The organism is Amycolatopsis decaplanina DSM 44594, assembly GCF_000342005.1.
In the GTDB taxonomy this organism is placed as follows: Bacteria; Actinomycetota; Actinomycetes; order Mycobacteriales; family Pseudonocardiaceae; genus Amycolatopsis; species Amycolatopsis decaplanina.
This window is the reverse complement of the sequence record NZ_AOHO01000048.1, coordinates 514,529-536,992: the sequence shown is the minus strand read 5'-3', so window position 1 is coordinate 536,992 and position 22,464 is coordinate 514,529. Positions and strand designations below refer to the sequence as shown.

The 22,464-nt window shown below is 68.2% G+C and carries 21 protein-coding genes; 10 read left to right on the top strand and 11 right to left on the bottom strand.

All coding sequences use genetic code 11. The features are described 5' to 3' along the window. Positions 1 to 5 precede the first annotated feature (5 nt). A complete protein-coding gene (ddaH, locus tag H074_RS15225; protein ID WP_085940938.1) occupies positions 6 to 851 on the bottom strand; it encodes a dimethylargininase in 846 nt (281 codons plus the stop codon). A gap of 75 nt (positions 852 to 926) precedes the next feature. Between ddaH and H074_RS15220 the strand changes: the two genes are divergently transcribed. From H074_RS15220 to H074_RS15205, 4 genes are all read left to right on the top strand, one after another. After that, positions 927 to 1,373 (top strand): Lrp/AsnC family transcriptional regulator, encoded by a 447-nt coding sequence (locus H074_RS15220; RefSeq protein ID WP_005151923.1) that lies wholly within the window; start codon positions 927 to 929, stop codon positions 1,371 to 1,373. Positions 1,374 to 1,474: 101 nt separating this feature from the next. Beyond that, positions 1,475 to 2,227 (top strand): enoyl-CoA hydratase, encoded by a 753-nt coding sequence (locus H074_RS15215; protein ID WP_007030936.1) that lies wholly within the window; start codon positions 1,475 to 1,477, stop codon positions 2,225 to 2,227. A 290-nt stretch (positions 2,228 to 2,517) separates the two neighbouring features. After that, positions 2,518 to 4,425 carry a 2-oxoacid:acceptor oxidoreductase subunit alpha gene (locus H074_RS15210; protein WP_007030935.1) on the top strand — a complete coding sequence of 636 codons (1,908 nt, stop codon included), beginning with the start codon at positions 2,518 to 2,520 and terminating at the stop codon, positions 4,423 to 4,425. After that, positions 4,422 to 5,486, top strand: a complete 1,065-nt coding sequence (locus H074_RS15205) for a 2-oxoacid:ferredoxin oxidoreductase subunit beta (protein ID WP_007030934.1) — start codon at positions 4,422 to 4,424, stop codon at positions 5,484 to 5,486. Before H074_RS15210 ends, H074_RS15205 begins: the two co-directional genes overlap by 4 nt. Before the next feature lie 87 nt (positions 5,487 to 5,573). Here H074_RS15205 and H074_RS15200 read toward each other — a convergent pair whose 3' ends face one another. The 3 genes from H074_RS15200 to H074_RS15190 form a co-directional block, all read right to left on the bottom strand. Next, entirely contained in the window at positions 5,574 to 6,905 is a 1,332-nt protein-coding gene (locus tag H074_RS15200) for a sunset domain-containing protein (protein WP_007030933.1), read from the bottom strand. 15 nt (positions 6,906 to 6,920) lie between these two features. Then, positions 6,921 to 7,946 (bottom strand): polyprenyl synthetase family protein, encoded by a 1,026-nt coding sequence (locus H074_RS15195; RefSeq protein ID WP_039922439.1) that lies wholly within the window; start codon positions 7,944 to 7,946, stop codon positions 6,921 to 6,923. 151 nt (positions 7,947 to 8,097) lie between these two features. After that, positions 8,098 to 8,403 carry a DUF6204 family protein gene (locus H074_RS15190; RefSeq protein ID WP_007030931.1) on the bottom strand — a complete coding sequence of 102 codons (306 nt, stop codon included), beginning with the start codon at positions 8,401 to 8,403 and terminating at the stop codon, positions 8,098 to 8,100. Positions 8,404 to 8,583: 180 nt separating this feature from the next. Between H074_RS15190 and H074_RS15185 the strand changes: the two genes are divergently transcribed. Both H074_RS15185 and H074_RS15180 read left to right on the top strand, forming a co-directional pair. Continuing rightward, complete coding sequence (locus H074_RS15185) at positions 8,584 to 9,243, top strand: hypothetical protein (RefSeq protein ID WP_007030930.1); 660 nt, start codon at positions 8,584 to 8,586, stop codon at positions 9,241 to 9,243. 111 nt (positions 9,244 to 9,354) lie between these two features. Next, positions 9,355 to 9,990 (top strand): SRPBCC family protein, encoded by a 636-nt coding sequence (locus tag H074_RS15180; protein WP_007030929.1) that lies wholly within the window; start codon positions 9,355 to 9,357, stop codon positions 9,988 to 9,990. On the opposite strand, the gene H074_RS15175 is transcribed toward H074_RS15180, so the two are convergent. Genes H074_RS15175 through H074_RS15165 form a run of 3 tightly spaced genes read right to left on the bottom strand, consistent with a single transcriptional unit; the run spans position 9,966 to position 12,996 of the window. Next, positions 9,966 to 10,706 (bottom strand): HNH endonuclease, encoded by a 741-nt coding sequence (locus H074_RS15175; protein ID WP_007030928.1) that lies wholly within the window; start codon positions 10,704 to 10,706, stop codon positions 9,966 to 9,968. The genes H074_RS15180 and H074_RS15175 overlap by 25 nt on opposite strands. After that, positions 10,703 to 11,890, bottom strand: a complete 1,188-nt coding sequence (locus H074_RS15170) for an AAA family ATPase (protein ID WP_007030927.1) — start codon at positions 11,888 to 11,890, stop codon at positions 10,703 to 10,705. The genes H074_RS15175 and H074_RS15170 overlap by 4 nt, the downstream gene beginning before the upstream one ends. 26 nt (positions 11,891 to 11,916) lie before the next feature. Next, the gene (locus tag H074_RS15165; protein ID WP_007030926.1) at positions 11,917 to 12,996 is read right to left on the bottom strand and encodes a hypothetical protein; all 1,080 of its coding nucleotides are present in this window, start codon (positions 12,994 to 12,996) and stop codon (positions 11,917 to 11,919) included. Positions 12,997 to 13,361: 365 nt separating this feature from the next. Here H074_RS15165 and H074_RS15160 point away from each other — a divergent pair, with 365 nt between their 5' ends. Genes H074_RS15160 through H074_RS15145 form a run of 4 tightly spaced genes read left to right on the top strand, consistent with a single transcriptional unit; the run spans position 13,362 to position 16,434 of the window. Continuing rightward, positions 13,362 to 13,784, top strand: a complete 423-nt coding sequence (locus tag H074_RS15160) for a hypothetical protein (RefSeq protein WP_007030925.1) — start codon at positions 13,362 to 13,364, stop codon at positions 13,782 to 13,784. After that, entirely contained in the window at positions 13,784 to 14,398 is a 615-nt protein-coding gene (locus H074_RS15155) for a DUF3558 domain-containing protein (protein WP_083920420.1), read from the top strand. Before H074_RS15160 ends, H074_RS15155 begins: the two co-directional genes overlap by 1 nt. Beyond that, complete coding sequence (locus H074_RS15150) at positions 14,398 to 15,654, top strand: PPE domain-containing protein (protein WP_007030923.1); 1,257 nt, start codon at positions 14,398 to 14,400, stop codon at positions 15,652 to 15,654. The genes H074_RS15155 and H074_RS15150 overlap by 1 nt, the downstream gene beginning before the upstream one ends. Before the next feature lie 27 nt (positions 15,655 to 15,681). Further along, a complete protein-coding gene (locus H074_RS15145; protein WP_007030922.1) occupies positions 15,682 to 16,434 on the top strand; it encodes an ESX secretion-associated protein EspG in 753 nt (250 codons plus the stop codon). On the opposite strand, the gene H074_RS15140 is transcribed toward H074_RS15145, so the two are convergent. From H074_RS15140 to nuoL, 4 genes are all read right to left on the bottom strand, one after another. Continuing rightward, complete coding sequence (locus tag H074_RS15140) at positions 16,387 to 17,193, bottom strand: helix-turn-helix domain-containing protein (RefSeq protein WP_007030921.1); 807 nt, start codon at positions 17,191 to 17,193, stop codon at positions 16,387 to 16,389. The two genes, H074_RS15145 and H074_RS15140, sit on opposite strands and share 48 nt — an antisense overlap. Before the next feature lie 252 nt (positions 17,194 to 17,445). Beyond that, entirely contained in the window at positions 17,446 to 19,011 is a 1,566-nt protein-coding gene (gene nuoN, locus H074_RS15135) for an NADH-quinone oxidoreductase subunit NuoN (protein WP_007030920.1), read from the bottom strand. Positions 19,012 to 19,014: 3 nt separating this feature from the next. Further along, a complete protein-coding gene (locus H074_RS15130; RefSeq protein WP_007030919.1) occupies positions 19,015 to 20,565 on the bottom strand; it encodes an NADH-quinone oxidoreductase subunit M in 1,551 nt (516 codons plus the stop codon). Further along, on the bottom strand, positions 20,565 to 22,463 hold the full coding sequence (gene nuoL / locus H074_RS15125) for an NADH-quinone oxidoreductase subunit L (RefSeq protein WP_039922434.1): 1,899 nt from the start codon (positions 22,461 to 22,463) through the stop codon (positions 20,565 to 20,567). The genes H074_RS15130 and nuoL overlap by 1 nt, the downstream gene beginning before the upstream one ends. Position 22,464: the final 1 nt, after the last annotated feature.

The following is a 22,464-nucleotide window of genomic DNA, read 5'->3' as shown; positions in this document are numbered from 1 at the left end:
ATGGATTACTTGCGGATCTCCAGGGTGCAGCACTTCGGGCCGCCGCCCGCCTTCCTGAGTTCGGAAATGTCCAGGAAGACCACTTCGTAACCGCGTTCGGTCAGCCGCGCCGCCAATCCGGTCGCCTCGACCGGCAGGACGACGTTGCGGCCGTCGGACACCCCGTTCAGGCCGAAGCACTCCGCGTCGACCCGGTCCGCGATTACCGCGTCCGGGAACATCCGCTCCAGCACCCTCCGCGACCCGGCCGAGAAGGCTTCCGGGTAGTAGGCGATCTGGGCGGACGTGGTGTCGGTGGCCTCGGCGAGCACGAACAGCGCGGTGTCGAGGTGGTAGTAGCTCGGGTCGATCAGCCGCAGCGACACGACCGGGACGCCGAGGACCTCCTGCGCTTCGGCGTGCGCGGCCGGGTCGGTGCGGAAGCCGGTGCCGGCGAGCAGGACCTTGCCGGTCCAGGCGAAGTCGCCTTCGGCCTCGTTGATCTTCTCGGGCATGGTGATGTCGCGGTAGCCGTGCTCGACGAACCAGCGGCGGAAGTGCTCGGCCTCGGCGGCGCGCTGCGGGGCGCGGAACCGCGAGCCGAGCACGCGTCCGTCGACGACGGTGCCCGAGTTCGCGGCGAACACCATGTCGGGCAGGCCGGACTGGGCCTCGATCTCCTCGACGGTGTGGCCGAGGCGTCGGTAGGTGTCGCGGAGTTCGGTCCATTGCGCCATCGCGGCGTCGACGCTGACCGGGACGGACGGGTCCATCCACGGGTTGATGACGTAATCCACCGCGAAGTACCGCGGCGGGCACATGAGGTAGCGGCGCGTCGTGGGTACACGGGGCTGCTGCTCCAGTTCCGGCATACCCCGAAGGCTAAAGCTCACCCAATTCCGCAATCAATCGCTGTTCGCTGCGCACATACCTGCTAAACATTGCGTGTGAACACCATCGACCAGCGAATCGTTTCATGCCTGATGGCCAACGCGAGGTCAAGCTACGCCGACATCGGCAAAGTCGTCGGCCTGTCCGCGCCCGCGGTGAAACGACGGGTCGACCGGCTGCTCGAAACCGGGGTCCTGCGCGGGTTCACGGCGGTCGTGGACCCCGAGGCGCTGGGCTGGGGCACCGAGGCGTTCGTCGAGATGACCTGCAACGGCAACATCACCCCGGCCCGGATCCGCGCGCGGCTGGAGCCGTTGCCGGAGGTCGTCGCGGCCTACACGGTGTCGGGCGCGGCCGACGCGATCGTCCATCTGCGCGCCTCGGACATCCACCACCTGGAGACCGCGCTGGAGCGGCTGCGCGGACTGGAGATCGTCGACCGCACGGTCTCCACCGTCGTCCTGTCCCGGCTGTTGGAACGCCCGCCGACCCCCGAGGCATGAACCTTTCCCGGCTACTGGAACGCCCGCCGACCCCCGAGGCATGAACCTTTCCCGTCTTCTGGAGCGCCCGCCGACGCCCGAAGCGTGACACCCTCGACCCTGTGACCGATCAGATCCGCTCCAGCCATGACGGCGGCGTCGCCGTGCTCACCATCGACGCGCCCGCGACCCGCAACGCCCTGACCCTCGACCTGTCCGCACAGCTGGCCGCGGCCGTCTCGCGGGCCGAAGCCGACGAGAGCGTCCACGCTCTGGTCATCACCGGCGCACCGCCGGCGTTTTGCGCGGGCGCGGACCTGGACACGCTCGCCGGCGCCCGGGAGGACGGGCTTCGCGCGATCTACGACGGTTTCCTCTCGGTGGCGCGCTGTTCCTTGCCGACGATCGCCGCGGTCGGCGGTGCCGCCGTGGGCGCCGGACTGAACCTCGCGCTCGCCGCGGACGTCCGCATCGTGGGACCGAAGGCGAAATTCGTGGCCAGATTTCTCGATCTCGGCATCCATCCCGGTGGCGGGATGACGTGGATGATCCAGCGGCTCGTCGGACCGCAGAAGGCCGCGGCGATGACACTCTTCGGTGAGGTCGTCGGCGCCGAAGCCGCCGTCGAATGCGGGCTCGCGCTCCGGCTCGTCGAGGACGATCTGGTCGAGACCGCCCGTGAACTGGCGAAACCCGCCGTCGGCGCCCCGCGCGACGTCCTTCTGGCGACGAAACGCACGCTTCGGCACACCGCGTCGCTGAGCGACCATTCGGCCGCCGTCGACGCCGAGATCGAGCCGCAGCTGGCGTCTCTCACCGCACCGCCGTTCACCGAACGACTGGCCAGGTTGAGGGCGTCGATGACCGGCCAATGACCGTTCCTCGACCGGACTTCACTACGCTTGAAGGAGATACGGCTCACAATCGAGCCGCATCGCCGACCGTTACCATCGGTAACAGATAAACCGGATAATCCCCGCTCAGCGACGAGCTCAGGACACTCGAGAAGTAGGTCCAGACCGTTTTTGCGGCAACCTGGGAAGTGTGCCGAGGACTAACCTCGGGACATGGCACCTGTGACCTGGCCGACATCGCCGGGCGAGGGCACCGGATCTCCGGCAAGGCCGGGGACGACGCACGTCGGGAGAGAGGGAATCCCTGACCTATGAGCACGAGTGCGAACGGCAACGGCTCCTTGTCGGCCGTCAGGCCGACCGCAGTCGCCAAGCTGGACCGGGTGGTCATCCGGTTCGCCGGCGACTCCGGTGACGGCATGCAGCTGACGGGTGACAGGTTCACCTCGGAAGCGGCCGCCTTCGGCAACGACCTGTCGACCATGCCGAACTTCCCCGCGGAGATCCGCGCGCCACAGGGCACCATCCCGGGCGTCTCGAGCTTCCAGGTGCATTTCGCCGACTACGACATCCTGACGCCGGGCGACCGGCCGGACGTCCTGGTCGCCATGAACCCCGCCGCGCTGAAGGCGAATCTCGCCGACGTCCCGACAGGTGGGACGATCATCCTCAACACCGACGAGTTCTCGAAGCGGAACCTGGTCAAGGTCGGTTTCGAGAACGACCCACTCGACGACGACACCCTTTCGGCCTATCAAGTCCACCGGGTGGCCATGTCGACCTTGACCAGGGGCGCGCTCGAAGAGACCGGGCTGTCCAAAAAGGATGCCGAACGCGCGAAGAACATGTTCGCGCTCGGGCTGCTCTCGTGGATGTACCACCGCCCGACCGAGGGTACGGAACGGTTCCTGCGCGAGAAGTTCGCGAAGAAGGCCGACATCGCCGAGGCCAACATCCTGGCCTTCCGCGCCGGCTGGAACTACGGCGAGACGACGGAGTCGTTCGCGACGACGTACGAGGTCGCGCCCGCGAAGCTGAACCAGGGCACGTACCGCCAGATCACCGGGAACACCGCGCTGGCGTACGGGCTGGTCGCCGCGGGTCAGCAGTCCGGTCTGCAGATCCTGCTGGGCACGTACCCGATCACCCCGGCGTCGGACATCCTCCACGAGCTGTCCAAGCACAAGAACTACGGCATCCTCACCTTCCAGGCCGAGGACGAGATCGCCGGCATCGGCGCGGCACTCGGCGCCTCCTATGGCGGTGCGCTGGGCGTCACCTCGACGTCCGGGCCCGGTATCGCGCTGAAATCCGAGGCCATCGGCCTCGCGGTGATGACCGAACTGCCGCTGGTCGTCGTCGACGTCCAGCGCGGCGGCCCGTCGACCGGCCTGCCGACCAAGACCGAGCAGGCCGACCTGCTGCAGGCGATGTTCGGCCGCAACGGCGAATCCCCGGTGCCGATCATCGCGCCGCTGTCCCCCGCGGACTGCTTCGACGCGGCGCTGGAGGCCACCCGGATCGCGCTGAAGTACCGCACCCCGGTGTTCCTGCTGTCGGACGGCGCGATCGCGAACGGCTCCGAGCCATGGCTGATCCCGGACGTCGAGAACCTGCCTGATCTGCGCGTGGAATTCGCCACCGAGCCGAATGCCGAGGACGGTTCCGGGGAATTCTGGCCGTATGTGCGCGACCCCGAGACCCTCGCCCGCGCGTGGGCGGTACCGGGCGCCGCCGGTCTGCAGCACCGCATCGGCGGGCTGGAGAAGGCCGACAAGACCGGCCACATCTCCTACGACCCCGACAACCACGACAAGATGGTTCGCCTGCGCCAGGCCAAGATCGACGGCGTCGACGTCCCGGACCTCGTCGTCGACGACCCGAGCGGCGGCAAGGCACGGGTGCTGGCGCTCGGCTGGGGCTCCTCCTACGGACCCATCGGCGCCGCGTGCCGCCGCGTCCGCAAGGACGGCATGCCGATCGCGCAGGCGCATCTGCGGCATCTCAACCCGTTCCCGGGCAACCTGGGTGACGTACTCCGTTCGTACGACACCGTCGTCGTCCCTGAAATGAACCTCGGCCAGCTTTCGATGCTCCTGAGGGCCAAATACCTCGTCGACGTGAAGTCGTACACGAAGGTCGCCGGGCTGCCCTTCAAGGCCGAAGAGCTGCAAGGCGTGTTCACGGAGATCATCACCAGTACGGAGGGGGCGAAGTGACCGCGATCGACCTGGGGATCCCCACCCTCGGCGGCTTGGACCTTGTGCCGGCCGAGACCGAACCGCAGAAGGCGAAGGACTACAAGTCGGACCAGGAGGTCCGCTGGTGTCCCGGCTGCGGGGACTACGTCGTGCTCAACGCCGTGCAGTCGTTCCTGCCGACACTCGGCCTCAAGCGCGAGAACATCGTGTTCATCTCGGGCATCGGGTGCTCGTCCCGGTTCCCGTACTACCTGAACACCTATGGCATGCACTCGATCCACGGCCGGGCGCCGTCGATCGCGACCGGGCTCGCGACCGCGCGACCGGATCTGTCGGTGTGGGTCGTCACCGGCGACGGTGACGCGCTGTCCATCGGCGGCAACCACCTGATCCACGCGTTGCGGCGCAACGTGAACATCAAGATCCTGCTGTTCAACAACCGGATCTACGGCCTCACCAAGGGGCAGTACTCGCCGACGTCCGGGCCGGGCATGGTCACGAAGTCCACCCCGATGGGCTCGGTCGACACCCCGTTCAACCCGCTTTCGCTGGCGATCGGCGCCGAGGCGTCGTTCGTGGGCCGCGCGCTCGACTCGGACCGCAAGGGCCTGACCGAGGTGCTGGAGGCCGCCGCGAAGCACCGCGGGTCGGCGCTGGTGGAGATCTACCAGAACTGCCCGATCTTCAACGACGGCGCTTTCGACGTCCTCAAGGACAAGGACGAGGCCGCCACCCGCCTCATCCCGCTGAAGGCCGGCGAGCCGATCAAGTTCGGGCCGCAGGGCGAATACGGTGTCACGCGCGGCGGCTGGGCCGGGCTGGAGGTCGGGAAGGTCGCGAACATCGGCGAGGAGAACCTCGTCGTGCACGACCCCGCGATCGAGGACACCTCGTACGCGTTCGCGCTTTCGCGGATCGGCGACCAGAACCTGAACCACGTGCCGACCGGCATCCTGCGGCAGGTCGAGCGGCCCACCTACGACGACCAGGCGCGTGCCCAGGTCGAAGAGGCCCGCACCGCCCGCAAGCCTGATCTGCAGGGGCTGTTGCGCGGCAAGGACACCTGGACTGTTTTATAGGTCGCGCGCTGACGGAAAAACGCCGAAGGGGCGTCCGTTCCGCATTCACCTCACGGTGGGTGCGGAGGGCGCCCCTTCATCGTGTTTCTAGGTGAGGGGACGGAACCCCACGCGCTCCGCGTCGGCGGCGGAGCGGAACCAGACCTCCGCGACCATCTTCGGGAACTGCGGCGAGTCCTCCGTGCAGTACCGCAGGGCCGTCACGCTGGCCTTGACCGCGAAGTCGTCGGCGGGGCGGCCACCGCCCGGCCGCGGCATCGCCGAACCGGGACCGAACGGGCCGGGCGGAACGGATTCGGACGCCGGAGCGGCGACCTGCCGCGCGGGCGGGGGCTCCGGCGCCGGCATCGCGTCGCCAGGCTGGACGGCGGGCTCGAACAGCGAACCGCTCTGCCCACCGGACAGTTCCGGCTCACGACGCTCGATCGCCCGCATCGACGGCTGGATCGGCTGCGGCGGCTCGAAACCGCCGCGCACCGTGCCCCGCGGCGTGCGCTTGGGCAGCACCTGGGTGGCTTCGGCGGACATCTCGGGCTCCGAGTCCAGGAGGCCGGCCTTCGCTTCTTCGCCGGACCCGAGGGCGTACGCGGGCGGGTCGTGCAGCTCTTCTTCCCGCTCGAACCAGTTGGTCTCGACAGGTGCCTGCTCCGTCTCCACGCGTGACGCGGGGCTGAACAACGACACCGGTTCCGGCTGCGTCTCGACGCCTTCGGGGTCCAGCTGGATCTCCAGGCGGGACCGATACGGCCCTTCGCCCGGCAAAGGCGGCTGGGGCTCGGGTTCCGGCTCCGGCTCGACGTCCAGTTTCGACGCGGGCTGGAGGTACTCGGTCGCTGCGGCGACGTACGGGTTCTCGGGCTCGGGTTCGGGTTCCGGCTCCGGCAGGGGCGCCGGGATGAACTGCGTCCGCTCGGCCGCGGGCTCCGGGTCCGGCTCCGGGGCCGTCTGGGGCGCGGTGCGGTACTCGGCCTCGTACTCTTCTTCGGGCTCGAAGGTCCGCGTCGCGGTCGAGGCGTGCTCCGGCTCCGGCACGGTCGCCTCGGCAACGTCCTCATGGACGTCCTGGGCAGGTTCCGGGGCCTGCTCCTCGGCCGATTCGGTCCACGTCTGCGCGGGCGCCTGCTCGATGAGAGTCTCGGGGTACGCGGGCTTCGGCTCCTCGACGGCCGCGAAGTCCTCGTCCAGCTCGTCGTGCGACGGCTTCGTGAGGTACGCGGTCCCGCCGGCGACGGCCGCCGCCCCGGCGCCGAGGCTCACCCCGGCGGGCAGCCGGGACGTCTCGGCGTGCGCGGTGGCCAGCGAGCTTTCCAGCTCACGGATGCGCTTGCGCGCCGGGACCACCAGCACCAGCCAGGTGAGCAGCGCACCGACGACGAACGCCAGCAGACTCCACAGCCAAACCTGTCCGAAAATGGACATCTAACCTGCCCTTTGTCAATGCGTTCGCGCGACCAGGTAGTCGGCGACCGATTCGCAGGCGTCCCGGGCGGGCGACGCGGGCAGCGCCGCGAGCTCGGCACGCGCCCGACGAGCGTAGTCGGAAAGGGTTTCGCGTGCGCGTTCGAGTCCGGACGAGGCCCGCAGCAGGTCCAGGGCCTCGGCGACGAGCTTGTCGTCGGAGATCGGGCCGGACAGCAGCTCGACCAGGCGCGGGTCGGTGGCCGGGTCGGCCAGCGCGTACAGCATCGGGAGCGTGCGGACGCCTTCGCGCAGGTCCGTGCCCTGCGCCTTGCCGAGCTCGTCCGAGGCGGACGCGATGTCGATCACGTCGTCGGAGATCTGGAACGCCGTCCCGATGATGTCGCCGAAGCGGCGGAGCGCGTCGATGTAGTCGTCGGGCGCGCCGGACATCATCCCGCCGAACCGGCCGGAGGTGGCGATCAGCGACCCGGTCTTCTGCGCGATGACCGTGAGGTAGTGCTCGACCGCGTCGTCGCCGTCGGCCGGGCCGACCGTCTCGCGCATCTGGCCGGTGACCAGCTCGCCGAAGGTCTCGGCGATGATCCGGGCCGCGTCGGTGCCGAGGTCGGCGACCAGCCGCGAGGCGTGCGCGAACAGGAAGTCACCGGTCAGGATGGCGATGGTGTTGTCCCAGCGGGCGTTGACGCTTTCCGCGCCGCGGCGCATCGTCGCCTCGTCCATCACGTCGTCGTGGTACAGCGTCGCGAGGTGCACCAGCTCGACCGCCGCGGCGGCGGTGACCACCTGGTCGCCCTGCTTCGGCCCGAACTGCGAGGCCAGCAGCGTGAACAGCGGACGGAATCGTTTGCCACCAGCCTCGACCAGGTGCGAAGCGGCGTCCTCGACGGCCTTGACGTCACTGCGGACGACCTCGCGGAGCAGGGTCTCGACCTCGGCGAGACCGGTCGCGAGGGTGCGCAGGAGCTGCTCGTCGGCGATCTGGAGTCCCACGGACGCGCGCAGGTCCTCGATGGCACCACCTGGGGCAGGTGAAGACACAGACACGTCGGCTCCGCTCTCTTTGACACCGTTCGGGGTTGCTTCCAGCGTAGTGGCTACCCGCTGAGGCCTGTTGACGTGCTGTCCAGGGGAAACGGTGACGAACATGACACCCCCGCCGAGTATCCCGCCCGCCTCGGCGTGGGGCAGGTCAGCGGCGGCGGATCTTGATGTCGTCCATGCAGGTCGCCTTCCCCGCGACGTCGCGGTACGGATAGCCCTTGGCGTCCATCAGTTCCATGACCTTCAGCTCGGCTTCGTCGAGCACGTCACGTTCCTCTTCGCCCCGCAGCGTGATGCGGAAGGTGAACGCGCCGAGGTGCGCGCTGTAGGTGAGCAGGCCGTCTTCGGTGAACCCGATCGCCTGGTGGTGACTCAACTCGGCGAGGAGCCGGGCGCGGGCGTCGGCGTCCGGATGGTCGAACTTGCCGTTGACGAGGACGCGGTAGGTCGGCATGCGGCCGAATATACAGATCTGTATCCGAATACGAACCCGAATATCCAACGGGTGTCCATGATCCACGGCCGAGTGAAACACCCGTCGCGCGCGCAACGGGCGAATCCGACACGCAGATAGTGATGACAAAGGAAGAACGGCCATCCGGCTCGCTCTCCGTCACGTGAGGAGGACGTGGAAATGCGCATCACCATCGCAAGCCGGGCCGGCCTGGTCGGCGCACTGCTACTGGCGGGTCTCGGCGCCGGGGTGACACCGGCCGCCGCGTCGAACCCGGCGGGCGTGGCCTCGCTCGGCTCCGCCGCCTTCACCAAGGGCACCTCGGCGCCGATCTCGATAGCCTCGCTCGCCGACTGCGCGGTCGAGGGACCGACGAGCAACTCGTCCGGGGTCGTGAGCAGGACCGGGATCACGTTCGGTGGCGGCACGTCGACGTGCACGACGACCGTCGTCGACCCCGAAAACGACGTGACCACGACGAAGTCGGAGGCCAAGGGGCAGAACTTCGAACTGTCGGCCCTGGTCTCGTCGAGCGGGCCGCGGATCAAGATCAGGTCTTACACGGTCAGCTGCACGGCCACCCAGAACAACACGAACGCGAGCTGGACCTACGGCGGCGCGACCGGACTCGGCACCCTGCCGTCACCGGTGCCGGTCGGCTACGTCAAGCCGATCACCAAGTCCAACGGCACCCTGCTCGCCGAAGCGATCTTCAACGAGCAGACGTTGCCGGGCGACGGCAGCATCGGGCTGACCATGCTGCGGATCAAGTTCGCCCCGGCCTCGAACATCACCGGCGAGGTGGTCATCGGGCGCACGGCCTGCTCGCCCACTCCGTAAGCCGTCCCGCCGGGAAGGGGCGTCCGGAAATCACCGGACGCCCCTTTTTCATTCTGGCTTATATAAGCCTCTGCTGATACCTTGGCGGCAACCGAGCCGAGGAGGACACCGATGGTCGACGTGACCAGCCAGATCAACTCCGTCCAGCGCCGACTGGGCAAGCGCGTGGTCGAAGCGGGTGAGGCGGTGACGGCCACCGTCAGCCAGGTCTACGACACCGGCCTGGACGACCTCTGGGACGCCTGCACCAATCCCGACCGCATCCCGCGCTGGTTCCTGCCGGTCAGCGGCGATCTGCGCGTCGGCGGCAAGTACCAGCTCGAAGGCAACGCGGGTGGAACGGTCGAACGCTGTGATCCGCCGAAGAGCTTCGCGGCGACCTGGGAGTACGGCGGTGACGTCAGCTGGATCGAGCTCCGGCTGAGCCCCGAAGCCGATGGGCGCACCCGGTTCGAACTCGACCACACCGCCGTGCCAGGCGAGCACTGGGACCAGTTCGGGCCGGGTGCCGTGGGCATCGGCTGGGACATGATGCTGAACGGGCTCGCGCTCCACCTCGAATCCGGTGAGCCCAACGACCCTGAGGCGGCCATGGCCTGGATGACCAGCGAAGAGGGCGCGCGGTTCATGACCCTGAGCAACGAGGCCTGGTACGAGGCCGACGTCGCCAACGGGACGGACGCGGCCACCGCGCGCACGCGCGCCGATGCCACTTTGGCCGCCTACACCGCGCCGCCGGAGAGCTGAAGATCCTCGGCGAGCTCCGGGGCGCGAAGCAGGTCGATGAGCTCGTCGTCCGCCCGGAACACGGCGCGGGCTCCCGGCATCCCCGCCTGCCGGAGCATCGCGTGGAGGACGTCGGCGTGCGGCTGGTCGAGCAGGGTCCAGACCATCGCGCGCCGTTTCACGTCGTCCCCCAGTTCGCGCGCGGCCCACCAGCCCATGACGAGCGCGCTCACCTGGTTGACCGCCGTTTCCCGCCCACGCGCCAATTGTGCGCGGTTCAGCCCGCACACCTCGATGGTCTGCTCGCCCTTTTCGGTCAGCGCGCGGTAGGTCCCGATCGACAGCACCAGGAACAGGTGTTCCAACGGGTCTTCGGCGGTCGGATCGATCAGCAGGCTGTTGCCGTCTTCGTCCACCGGGAACAGATCGCGCTTGTGATGGCTGTTGCAGTACTCGCACGCGAGCACGTGGTTGAGCCAGTCGAACGCGCGCCCCGGGTTCCGCGCGATCGGCTCGAAATGGTCCACAGTGGACCCGAGACCATCGCCGCAGTACATGCAATAGCCGCGGCCGGCGGCCATGATGTCCAGCCCCGCCCGCAAAGAACGCCGTACCGCACGCGAAACCCGCCAGAGCCGCCGGGCTTCCTTGGTGTCACCGGAGGGGATCCGCGCGGTCAGCTCTTCGAGATCGGCCACCACCCGCCCCGGCAGCGCGATCCGGCGGATCCCGATCACCGATCGTCGGCCTCGAACCGCCTGGCCACCTCGTCGACCCGGCTCGGCGGCGAACTGCTCAGCATGCCCCGCAGGCGTTCCCATTCCCGGACGCCGTTCGCGTCCGCCCGGCCGGAAGCCACCTGGAACTCGAGCTCGGCGAGGTGCTCCCGGAGTTCGACCGCCTGGGGCGAATAAGGCGTGTCCAAGCCGAAAAGGTCGGAGAGCACGGCGTCGTCCCCGGAGCCGAACACGACCCGCTCGTACAGCTCCTCGGAGACCACGCGCGGCGGTACCTCCTCGTCGGGTCCGGAAAGCCGGATGAGGCCGCCCGGGTCGGCGGCCTGGCAGACGTAGGGGCTGTGCGTGGTGACGATGAACTGGATCCGCGGGAAATGCGCCTTGAACCACGGCCCCATGCGTTTCTGCCACGACACGTGGAGATGCGCGTCCACCTCGTCGATGATCACGACACCGGGACTCTCGTGGTCGAGCCCCGCGCCGTCGAGTTGCTTGAGCAGGTCGACCACGAGCGCGGTCACCGTGCGGTAGCCGTCGCTCATCTCGCGCAGCGGGAACCGGTCGCCCCGGTACTCGACCCAGAGCCCGTCCGAATCGACGTCCCGGATCCGGTAGCCGCCGGGCAGAAGACCGTCACCGAGGATCTCCAGCGCCGTGTCCTTCAGTTCACGGGCTCCCGCTTTTCCTTCCAGGGCACGGAGATGCTGATTGATCAGCCAGGCGACGCCCTCGGCCAGCGAGGCGTCTTCGTGGAACAGGCTGGCCATCCGCGCCAGCGATCCCGCGCCGCGCATCCACGACTCGGCCTCGCCGCTCCCGCCCGCCAGCCGCCGGAAGGGCCCATACGCCGCGCAGAACGGCTTGCCCGGCGGAAGTCCGGAGATCGGCAGCAGGCCGGAGTCGAGCCAGCGGACCTCGACCGGCGCCGGACCCTCCTCGCGCATCACCGAAAGCTCGATCGACCCGGACGTCTGGTCCGTCGAGATCCAGCTGCCGGCGTCCGACAGCAACCCCCAAGCGACGTCCGGCGCCGCCGCGACCGCGATGGCGCGCAGCAGCGAGGTCTTGCCCGAACCGTTGCGCCCGGCGAGCACCACCCAGCCGGGGCCGGGCAGCCGGAGGTCGACGGCGCGGGCGCCGCTGAAGCCGCGGATGTTCTCCAGCCGGACCCGCTCGATGTACATGGAGAAAGCTTACGACGGCACGGACGTCACCTGGCCACCCGAAAGTGGGTCGCCATCACGAGTTCCATCACGGCGTGCGCCTTGGCCACGTCCACGGCCGAGAGCCCCTTCGAGCGATCCCAGTCGTCGATCCCTCGCTCCCGCTGGGTCGAAAGCAGCAACCGGACATGCCCACGCGAGTCGAGGTTGCCGAGCGGTGAGACGTACATGAGGAATTCGCCGGCCCCCTTGTTGCGAAGAGTGGCCCCCGGGTTTCCACTGAACGAGATCCGGCGGTGGTCTTCGAAGGTCCCGTGCGGATCCGCGAGCCACTCACCGGGCGCGCCGCCGTTCGCGGTGGCCCCGGCCTCGATCTGCAGCCGGTGTCGTGGTTCGACGAAGTAACAGGAGCCCGGCGTGACGATCGGCGCGAAGTCCGGCCCGAAGGTCTTCTTGACCGCGTCGCGGAACACCGCGCATTCGACGTTCGGATCGGCGGCACCGGCGGCGAGGATCACCTCGGCGCCCGCGGGCACCTGGGCCTCGACCGCCGGATCGCAGTTCTCGCCCTTGCTGTTGGAGACCCAGTCCGCGCAGGCCCCGACCCGGGCGCTGTCCTGACCGTCCGGCGGGTAGACGAGATCGCGGGGCAGCTTCGCGGCCCCGGCGGTGGCGAAGTCGCGGAGGAGTCCACAGTCCTTGCCCCGGCTGGCGCTACGGATCTCGAAACCGATGGCCCGCAGGAAGCTGACCGGAACCGTGATCGCGCACCCGCCGATCCCGCCCTCGCGACGGGTTTCGACTTGGTATGCCTTCACGCCGCCCAGGTCGACGACGGCTCCGTCGTTCCGGAGCGCCGTGTGAGCCGGGTCCACGTCTCGGACTTCGAGCACTTCGGCATCGTCCCGGACGAGCACACAGCGCTTCCGACCATTCTTCACCTCCGGACGGGTGGTCGCCAGCGCGGCGTCGAGCGGCTGCCGCAGCGCGTATGTGACGCGATCGATCAGGGCACAGAAGTCGGTCGCGGCGAGGGTGGCATCGACGGCCTGTTCGTCACGATCCGCGGGACGCGGTTGCTTCGGCTGCCATTTCGGAAACTGCGGTGGCGACAGGGGCGTGTCCACGGAATCCGTACAAGCCGTCAAGAGGCCGATGAGTACTGCGCCGAGAATCACTCTTCGAAACTTCATTACGCAGAGTGTGCGAATTCCTTGAGCCGACCACCAGGTAGAACCCCGTTTCCCGGGGCACATTCACACCATCGGTTTTCACGGATAGTCACCAGGCCCGCTGCCGCTATTCAGTGAGGAACAGGACTTTATGCAGACGGGTTCGCCGCCCAGGGAACCCTGGTAATCTTCCCGGCGTCGGATTACGCAGGGTGCATCGGGGAGACGCGCCTTGTAGCCACGGGAGGGGCACATGACGACGGTGACTTCGGGGCGGCTTCGGCCATTCAGTGGGGATCGGTTCGGCGCGGCGGGGGTGCATGGCCGTGCCTGAGGGGTCGCCGACCTATGAACCCGGGTTGCGCTGGAGTGAAGTCGACCGCTTCCGTCCGGCTGGCGGCTCCTACGGGACGCCCGTCGCCCAAGGTGCGGGGTTCAAGTACGACGAAGCGACACTCCATGAGCTGGTGAAAGAGTGGAACGCCCTAGCCCAGGAGTACAGGGACGACCTCGTAGACGCAGAGTTCATCGCCAAGGTCGAGCCCCCGGGGCGGGAATACGCAAGCGGGGACAACGCGACGATTACCCGCCAGTCGGGCCAAGCGCTCGTGGACGCCCTCAATCAGCGCGTCGCCTACTGCAAGAATATGGCCGCCAAGTATGTAGCCGCGCTAGGCAAGTACGCCGCTGCGGACGAGCAGGCCAGAACGGTCATCAACCAGCAGCCGGAGGGCATCGCCTGATGCGACGCACCATTCTCATCCTTAGCGCGACCGCCCTGGTTCTCTCCGCGTGCTCGACGCCCACCACCAATGGCACCCCTACACCCAGCACCGGCGGGTCAAGCCCGAGTCCCTCGAACTCGGCCAGCCTGCCGCCCGGTGTGCCCAAGGTCGAGCACCCGATCGACGTAACACGGTTCAAGCAGGCTCCCTGCACTGCCCTCACGGACGCACAGGCCAAGGAGCTCCTCGGGCCCACTACCGAATCCAAGCAGCGAGACGGAGCGGCGGGGCCTGCCTGCAGGTGGACCGTGCCTTCGTCTCTCAATCCACGGATAGACGTGGTCTTTGGCAGCGGTCCAGATGGAGGCACCGCTAGCGTCTATGCCGCCAAGGAAAAGGCCTACAAGCTGGTCGAACCGCTCGAGCCCATTGACGGTTACCCAGTGACTGCGTACGGCGTCACGGACCGCCGCGCCGAAGGCGACTGCTCAGTCTCGCTGGGCATCAGCGACACACAAACCATCGGCATCGCCTTGCTCCAGTCCGAGGCGAACATCGGTGAAAAGGACCCCTGTACCGCCGCTCGTGAAGGCGCGGTCAGGGTGCTGACCACCATCAGAGGGGGCAACTGATGACGGCTGGACCGCTCACCGCAGCCCAGATCTACGAGCAGGTCACCGGAGGTGAGGGCACCGGCTCGCTCTCCGAAGCGCAGGTCCGTGCCTTCAACCTGACCCAGCGGCACCACGAGCGCGCGCAGAAGCTCACAGCGCTCACCCAGAAGACCATGGCCGGCTGGCAAGGTGGCGCCAGCGACGCGGCCGCCGACGCGACGAAGCCCGTCGTGGAAGCCGCGTACGACGACGCGATGCATCTGGCTGTGGCGCAGTCGGCCATCAGCGCGCAGATGGACGCGTTCGGTATGGCCAAGAACTCGGTCAAGCCGGTTCCGCCGAATCCCCCGGAGCCGACCGCGCTGGACGTCTTGAACCAGCTCACGGGTAAGCCCTCTTACGCTGAGAAGGCCAAGGGGTATCAGGCCGACAGCCAGCACAACATCGACACCTTCGCGACCTACCACTCGGCCAGCACCTCCAACGGTGACGAGTTGCCCGCCCAGTACGCGCAGCTCACCGACCCCGGCGGCAGCGTCACCCTGGACGAGGGTGGCGCCGGGAAGCCGACGGCGAAGGGATTCGGCGGCTCCGATGGGCGCGATCCCGGTATCGGCGAGCCCTACCGCGGACCGAGCGGACCTGGTGGGCCGAGTGCACCGGCGCCGGGTGGCGCGGCTGAAAGCGGCCCGCAGCCAGGTCAGCCTCAGCCAGGCCAGTCGTACCCGGGCACGCACCAGCCCGGCGTGCAGCAGCCGGACGACGGGACCCGCGCGAATTCGTATACGCCGCCCCAGACCACACCGGTCGTGCCGCCGGCGGCGAACCTCGACTTCGGGCCGACCGGCAAACCCGGCCCCACCTACAACCAGCCCGGCACCTTCCCACCCGGATACGGCCCGTTCGGTCCGGGAGCGAGCGGCCCCGGCGTTCCGGGAACAGGCGCCAAATCACCCGGCGTGCCGGGCGGCGGTTTCCGCGGCGGCGTCCCCGGTGTTCCCGGCGGCGCCGGTCAACCCGGTATGGGTGGCCGAAGCGGCGCCGGGATGCCGGGCGAGGGCGTGGGCGGCCGTGGCGCGGCGGGAACGGCCGGTGCCACCGGTCGTGGCGGGGCGAACGGGATGCCGATGGCGCCCGGCGCGGCCCGTGGGAAGGGCGAGGAGGACAAGGAGAAGAAGGCTCCGGCGTACCTTCAGAACCCGGATCCGGACGAGACCTTCGGCGGCTACACCGAAAAGCCGATGCCGCCGGTGATCGGCGAGAAGAAGAAGTAGCACCACAGTCCCAGGGGAGGGTGACACGTGGTGCTCGCGCGCCCGGTCGAGATCACGCTCGACACCTTGTTGACCGCTTTCCGTCACGCCGGCTGCGGAGATCCTCACCTGATCTTCGCGGGCGGGCTGCGCTATATCCCGCCGTCGTCGCGGAACGGCGAAGACCGGGCGGCGTTCGAGGAACTCGGCGAGCTCGGCTTCACCGAGGGCAAACGGCTGACCAGCGACTTCGAGGACGTCCTGCACATACTCGACCGGCCGAACACCGAGTATTACGCGACGGTGCGGACGGAGGCGGAGCAGTACAGCGTGCTCGTCGCCGTTCGCGGACGTGCCGCGGTGACCGCGATCTGCGCAGGAAACCGCGTGTGGCTGAAAGGCGTGCGGACCTCCGACCGCGCGGCGGCGCTCGTGATGAACCTGCCCGAGTACCCGCCCGCGCGGTTCGCCCCGTTCTCCTTGCCCCAGGACGACTTCAAGGGCGACGGCGGGAACAACCTCTACGACGAGCCCGAGTCACGGAGCCGGGACGCCCGACGGCTGGACGAGGTCTTCGAGCAGCCTTACTTCGGCGTCGGGTTCGTCGCCGCGGCCATGCGTCCTGACGGGGGTAGACGCACTGAGGCCACGGACGGCCTGTCCTATCTGGATCTCGACGCCGGACGGGTGGCCATGCACTTGAGCGGTTCTCCCCGGAACCGGTACATCACCGTCCTTCCCGGCGAACCCGCGCTACTGGCCCAAAAGGTCGCCGCGCTGCGTGCGAGCCTCGACCACTGACTCGATCAGGTGCACCGACCGCACCGGGTCCAGCGCGACAGCGTCCACAGTGGACTGGACATACGGTTCGACATCGCCGGGCCGATGCAGGAACAGCCCGCATCGCCGATGTTCCAGGTACACCAACGGCCGGTCGTCGCCGAATTCCAGCAGGATGTAGGCGTCGCCGGGATGCGCTCCGGCGGCGAAGGGGATGACCCGTAGTTCGACGGTGGGCCGCTCGGCCATCGAGACGAGATGCCGAAGCTGATTCGCCATCACCCGCGGGCCGCCGACCTGACGGCGCAGTGCCCCTTCGTCGACATATGCGACGAATTTCTTCTTTCCCAGCATTTTCTGCCGTTCCCGCCGCGCTTCGATCGCCGTGGCGGAAAGGTCCGTAGCCCTCGCGTAGGAAGGCGTCTGAAGCAGATCAGGGAGGAGCGTGGTCGCGAAAGTGACGATCTTGCTGGCCTCCTTTTCGTACTGCGCGAGGGTTTTCATCTGGAGGGACGCGTCTGCGAACCACCAGGGCTCGCTGTCGCGAGACAGTGACAGCAACGCGTCCCGCCGCTGCCCGGTGACCTGATAGATCGCGAGCAGCGCCGACACCTCTTCGGCGGACGCCGCGCGCACACCGGTTTCGATCCGGCTGATCGTCGACTGGGACCACGCCAGTTTGTCGGCCACTTCGGTCGCGGCCAATCTGGCGGCCTTCCGTGCGACTCGAAGTCCCTCGGCGAGCGCTCTCGCCTGGGGTGTGGGCTTCGGCTTCGGCATCGCTCCCCTTCTCCAGGCGAGCAACCTGCCCTGTGCGCCCCGGCAAGTCGTCCCCCGAGGCGGGCGACCTCGCGGATGGCGTCGGAGATGGCGCGGAAGTCCGGGCCCAGGTCGGCGAGGATCCGCCGCCAGTAGTCCTGGGTCGCGAACTGGCCGTTGAGATAGACGACCGGGATGCCGGACCCGCTCTGACGTCGCGCTGACACGAAAAAGCCCCCTCACGACAGCGAGGGGGCTTTTCGCGAAGCAGGACTACTTGAGGGCGAACCCGCCGGAACCCGCCCAGTCGAGGGCGAACGCCGGGAGCAGGCCGAGGACCAGCGTGACGATGACGCCGAGCGTGATGGCCGTGGTGGTGAACGCGCCGGGCACGGTGACGGTCGGGCCGTCGGGAGCCGGCTCGGAGAAGTACATCAGCACGATCACCCGCAGGTAGAAGAACGCCGCGACGGCACTGAAGATCAGGGCGACGACGACCAGCGGCGCCATCCCGTCGGACAAGGCCGCCGAGAACACCACGAACTTGCCGACGAAACCACTCGTCAGCGGGATACCGGCCAGCGCGAGCAGCAGGAAGGTGAACACCCCGGCCAGCACCGGAGACCGCTTCGCCAGCCCCGCCCAGGCGGACAGGTGCGTCGCCTCACCGTTCGAGTCCCGCACCAGCGAGACGACACCGAACGCGGCGAGTGTGGTGAAGCCGTAGGCCAGCAGGTAGAACAGCGTGCTCGAAAGGCCGTCCTCGGTCATCGCGATGGCACCGACGAGCAGGAACCCGGCGTGCGCGATGGACGAGTAGGCGATCATGCGCTTCACGTCGGTCTGCGTCAGGCCGAGCACCGCACCGATCAGCATCGAGATGATCGCGACGGCCCAGAGCACGCCGCGCCATTCCCAGCTGGTCGACTCGAACGCCACCGAGAACACCCGCAGGATCCCGCCGAACGCGGCGACCTTGGTGCAGGCACCCATGAACGCGGTGACCGGGGTCGGCGCGCCCTGGTAGACGTCCGGCGTCCAGGTGTGGAACGGACCGACCGAACCCTTGAACAGCAGGCCGACCGCGAGCAGTCCGAGCCCGGCGAACAACAGCGTGTCCGACCGGTCCGAACCGGCGGCGGCGTTGGCGATGTCCGAAAGCTTCACGGAGTTCGCGTAGCCGTAGAGCAGCGCGAGACCGTAGAGGAAGAACGCCGACGAGAACGCGCCGAGCAGGAAGTACTTGACCGCGGATTCCTGCGAGAGCAGGCGACGCCGGCGGGCGAGACCGCACATCAGGTACAGGGGCAGGCTCAGCACTTCGAGCGCGATGAACATGGTGAGCAGGTCGTTGGCCGCGACGAACGACATCATGCCGCCGAGCGCGAACAACGTCAGCGGGAAGACCTCGGTCTGCATGCCGGTGGTGCCGACCTGCGCGCGGTCCTGGACCGTGCCCGGGCGGATACCGGCCTGCGCGACGAACGCGCCGCCCGGCTCGACCGAGCGGTCCGCGATCAGCAGCACCGCGCCCAGCGCCAGCGCCAGCAGCGTGCCCCACAGGAACAGCGACGGCCGGTCGATGGCGATCGCGCCGCTGAAGGTCGTGACACCGCCCTTCGGCGCGGACGAACTGGCGTACCAGGCGAGGAAGACGCCTGCCGCCCCGATGCCGATCAAGGACAGGAAGACCTGCGACGGCCACCGCATGTGCTTGGGCAGGAAGGCTTCGAACAGCACGCTGACACATGCGGCGCCGAGGATGATCAGCACCGGTGTGACGGCGAAGTAGTCGATCGACGGCACCTGCACCGGTGGCGCCTGAGTCAAGAAGAGCACGGTTTACTTGCCTCCCTGCACGGACGACATGGTCGCCTGCACCGACGGGGTGATCGTGTCGAGCACCGGCTTGGGATAGAACCCGAGCGCGATGATCAGCACGACCATCGGCGCCAGGATCGCGATCTCCTTGCCGCCGAGGTCCTTGATGGCCTTGGTCGCCCCGAGTTCCGGAGCCATCGCCGTGCCGGGGCCACCGCCGGCGCCGATGAGGGCGTCACCGCGGACAGGGCCCTGCATGACGCGCTGGTAGAGCCAGAGCACGTAAGCCGCGGCCAGCACCATGCCGACCGTCGCGATGATCGTGTACACCGGGTAGTCCACAAAGGACCCCAGCAGCACCAGGAACTCACTGATGAAGGAGTTGGTGCCGGGCAGGGACAAGGTGGACAGGCCGGCGATGAGCAGCATCCCGCCGAGCAGCGGGGTCACCTTCGCCATGCCGCCGTAGTCGGAGATCCGGGTGGACCCGCCGCGCATCACGATCAGGCCGACGACCACGATCAGCATGCCGGTGGCGAGGCTGTGGTTGAGCATGTACGACACCGAGCCGACCATGGCCTGCTCGTTGAAGGTGAAGATGCCGAGCGCGATGAAGCCGAAGTGCGCGATCGACACGTAGGCGATGAACCGCTTCATGTCGCGCTGCCCGGCCGCGAGGATCGATCCGTAAATGACACCCGCGACGGCGAGCACCAGCACCCACGGCGCGAGTTCCTTGCTGGCCTCCGGGAACATCGGGAGGCAGTAGCGCAGGAACCCGAACGTGCCGACCTTGTCCAGCACACCGACCAGCAGGACCGCGACGCCGATGGGCGCCTGTCCGGCGGCGTCGGGCAGCCAGGTGTGGAACGGCACCAAAGGGGCCTTGATCGCGAAAGCGAGGAAGAACCCGAGGAACAACCAGATCTGCGTGCCCAGCGGGGCGTCGCGGACGACCGTGACGAGGGTTTCCCAGTCGAAGCTGCCCTTGCCGAGCTTGTCCGACGCCAGCGAGTACGCCCCGATCGCCGAGGCCAGCATGATCAGGCCGCCGAGGAACGAGTACAGGAAGAACTTGACCGCCGCGTACTGCCGGTTCGCGCCGCCGTAGCCGCCGATCAGGAAGTACATGGGGATCAGCATGATCTCGAACAGCACGTAGAACAGGAAGACGTCGGTCGCGGCGAACACCGCGATGGTCAGCGCCTCCTGCACCAGGATCAGCGACAGGAACCCGCCCGCCGAGCGCCCGGCCGGGAGCTTGTCGGTCAGGCCCAGCGCGCCGACCACGATCGGCACGAGCAGGCCGATGACCGCGATCATCACCAGCGCGATGCCGTCGATGCCGAACGAGATGTGGATGCCGAAGTTCGGGATCCAGTCCATCGAGGACTTCTGCTGGATCCGGTCCCCCGAGGGCGTGTAGCTCGCCCACATCGGGATCACCAGCAGGAACGTCAGGAGCGACACCACGAGCGCGGTGAGCGTCGCCAGCCTGTCGTTCTTCTTCATCCCCGCGACGACCGCGGCGCCGACCAGCGGCAGCAGGATGGTTGCGAGTACCCAGGTCATCAGGAGAACCTCACCAGCAGGAGTGCCGCCAGAAGCAGGAATGTGCCGCCCAGCATGGACAGTGCGTACGAGCGGACGAAGCCGGTCTGCAGGCGGCGCAGGCGCCCGGATCCGCCACCGAGCGCGGCGGCGAGGCCGTTGACCGCGCCGTCGACCCCGCGGTTGTCCACGTAGACCAGCGCGCGGGCGAGCCAGGTGCCCGGACGGGCGACCAGCGTCTCGTTCAGGGTGTTGCCGTACAGGTCGTTGCGCGCGGCCTTGACCACGGCGGAGACCCGTTCGGGGCGTTCCACCGGAACGTCCTTACGGCCGACGAAGAGCCACGCCGCCGCCGCGCCGAGCACGGACAGCGCCACGGTGAGGAACGGGACCAGCGCGTGCGGGATGACGCTGTGGCCACCCTCCTCGAGCGGACCGACCACCGGCGCCAGCCATTCCGCGAACCGGTCGCCGAGGGCGAAGAACGCGCCGGCACCGACCGAGCCGACGGCCAGGATGATCATCGGCCACTTCATCACCGCGGGCGATTCGTGCGGGTGGAAGTCTCGGCCGTCGCTGGACTTGATCTCCTTCCAGCGTTCCTTGCCGAAGAAGGTCATCACCATCAGGCGCGTCATGTAGAACGCGGTGAGCCCGGCGCCGAGCAGTGCGGCGCCGCCCATCACCCAGCCGCGCCAGCCGCCCTGGGCCAGGGCCGCTTCGATGATCGCGTCCTTGGTGAAGAAGCCCGAGAGCGGCGGGATGCCGATCAGCGCCAGGTAGCCGAGCGCGAAGGTCCAGAAGGTGACCGGCAGGTGCTTGCGCAGCCCGCCGAACTTCCGCATGTCGACCTCGTCGTTCATGGCGTGCATGACCGAACCGGCCCCGAGGAACAGCCCGGCCTTGAAGAAACCGTGCGCCACCAGGTGCATGATGCCGAGCGCGTAGGCGATCGGCCCGAGGCCGACGGCGAGCATCATGTAACCGATCTGGCTGACCGTGGAGTACGCCAGGACCTTCTTGATGTCGTCGTAGGCGCAGCCGATGATGCACCCGATCAAGAGCGTGACCGTGCCGACGAGGGTGACGATCAGGCGGCCGTCCGGGGTGGCGTTGAAGATGTCGTGCGCGCGGGCGACCAGATAGACGCCGGCGGTGACCATCGTCGCCGCGTGGATGAGGGCCGAGACCGGGGTCGGGCCCTCCATCGCGTCGGGAAGCCAGGCCTGCAGCGGGAACTGACCGGATTTACCGCAGGCGCCCAGGAGCAGCAGGATCGCGATCGCGGTGACCGCGCCGGTCGGGATCTGGCCGACGGCACCGAAGACCTCGGCGTAGCCGGTGCTCCCGACGTACTTGAACATCAGGAAGATCGCCAGCGCGAGCCCGACGTCACCGACGCGGTTCATCAGGAACGCCTTCTTCGCCGCGGTGGCCGCGGACGGGCGGTCCTGGTACCAGCCGATGAGCAGGTACGACGCGAGACCCACACCTTCCCAGCCGAGGTACAGCGTCACGAAGCTGTTGCCCAGCACAAGGATCAGCATCGAGGCGACGAACAGGTTGAGGTACGCGAAGAACCTCGACCGGTCGCGGTCGGAGGCCATGTAGCCGATCGAGTAGAAGTGGATCAGCATGCCGACGCCGGTGATCAGCAGCACGAACGTCAGCGAAAGCGCGTCGATCCGGAGCCCGAAGTCGACCTGCAGCGCCGAAACCGGGATCCACGAGAACAGTTTGACGTCCGCGGTGGCCTTCGTGTCGGCCGTGAAGAACAGGATCAGGCCGTACACGAAGGACAGCGAAACGGTCGCACTGCCGAGGAGGTGTCCCCAGCCCCTGGCCCGCTTACCCGCCAGCAAAAGAATAAGGGCGCCAAGAGCCGGGAAGGCCACCAGCAGCCACGATGATGCGGTCAAC

Excerpts from the sequence above, each read along its gene's own strand:
- H074_RS15150 (WP_007030923.1), top strand. The coding sequence starts at position 14,398 with ATGACGGCTGGACCGCTCACCGCAGCCCAGATCTACGAGCAGGTCACC.
- H074_RS15190 (WP_007030931.1), bottom strand. The coding sequence starts at position 8,403 with ATGCCGACCTACCGCGTCCTCGTCAACGGCAAGTTCGACCATCCGGAC.
- H074_RS15185 (WP_007030930.1), top strand. The coding sequence starts at position 8,584 with ATGCGCATCACCATCGCAAGCCGGGCCGGCCTGGTCGGCGCACTGCTA.
- H074_RS15210 (WP_007030935.1), top strand. The coding sequence starts at position 2,518 with ATGAGCACGAGTGCGAACGGCAACGGCTCCTTGTCGGCCGTCAGGCCG.
- H074_RS15180 (WP_007030929.1), top strand. The coding sequence starts at position 9,355 with ATGGTCGACGTGACCAGCCAGATCAACTCCGTCCAGCGCCGACTGGGC.
- H074_RS15155 (WP_083920420.1), top strand. The coding sequence starts at position 13,784 with ATGCGACGCACCATTCTCATCCTTAGCGCGACCGCCCTGGTTCTCTCC.
- ddaH (WP_085940938.1), bottom strand. The coding sequence starts at position 851 with ATGCCGGAACTGGAGCAGCAGCCCCGTGTACCCACGACGCGCCGCTAC.
- H074_RS15170 (WP_007030927.1), bottom strand. The coding sequence starts at position 11,890 with ATGTACATCGAGCGGGTCCGGCTGGAGAACATCCGCGGCTTCAGCGGC.
- H074_RS15140 (WP_007030921.1), bottom strand. The coding sequence starts at position 17,193 with ATGCCGAAGCCGAAGCCCACACCCCAGGCGAGAGCGCTCGCCGAGGGA.
- H074_RS15200 (WP_007030933.1), bottom strand. The coding sequence starts at position 6,905 with ATGTCCATTTTCGGACAGGTTTGGCTGTGGAGTCTGCTGGCGTTCGTC.
- H074_RS15160 (WP_007030925.1), top strand. The coding sequence starts at position 13,362 with ATGGCCGTGCCTGAGGGGTCGCCGACCTATGAACCCGGGTTGCGCTGG.
- H074_RS15130 (WP_007030919.1), bottom strand. The coding sequence starts at position 20,565 with ATGACCTGGGTACTCGCAACCATCCTGCTGCCGCTGGTCGGCGCCGCG.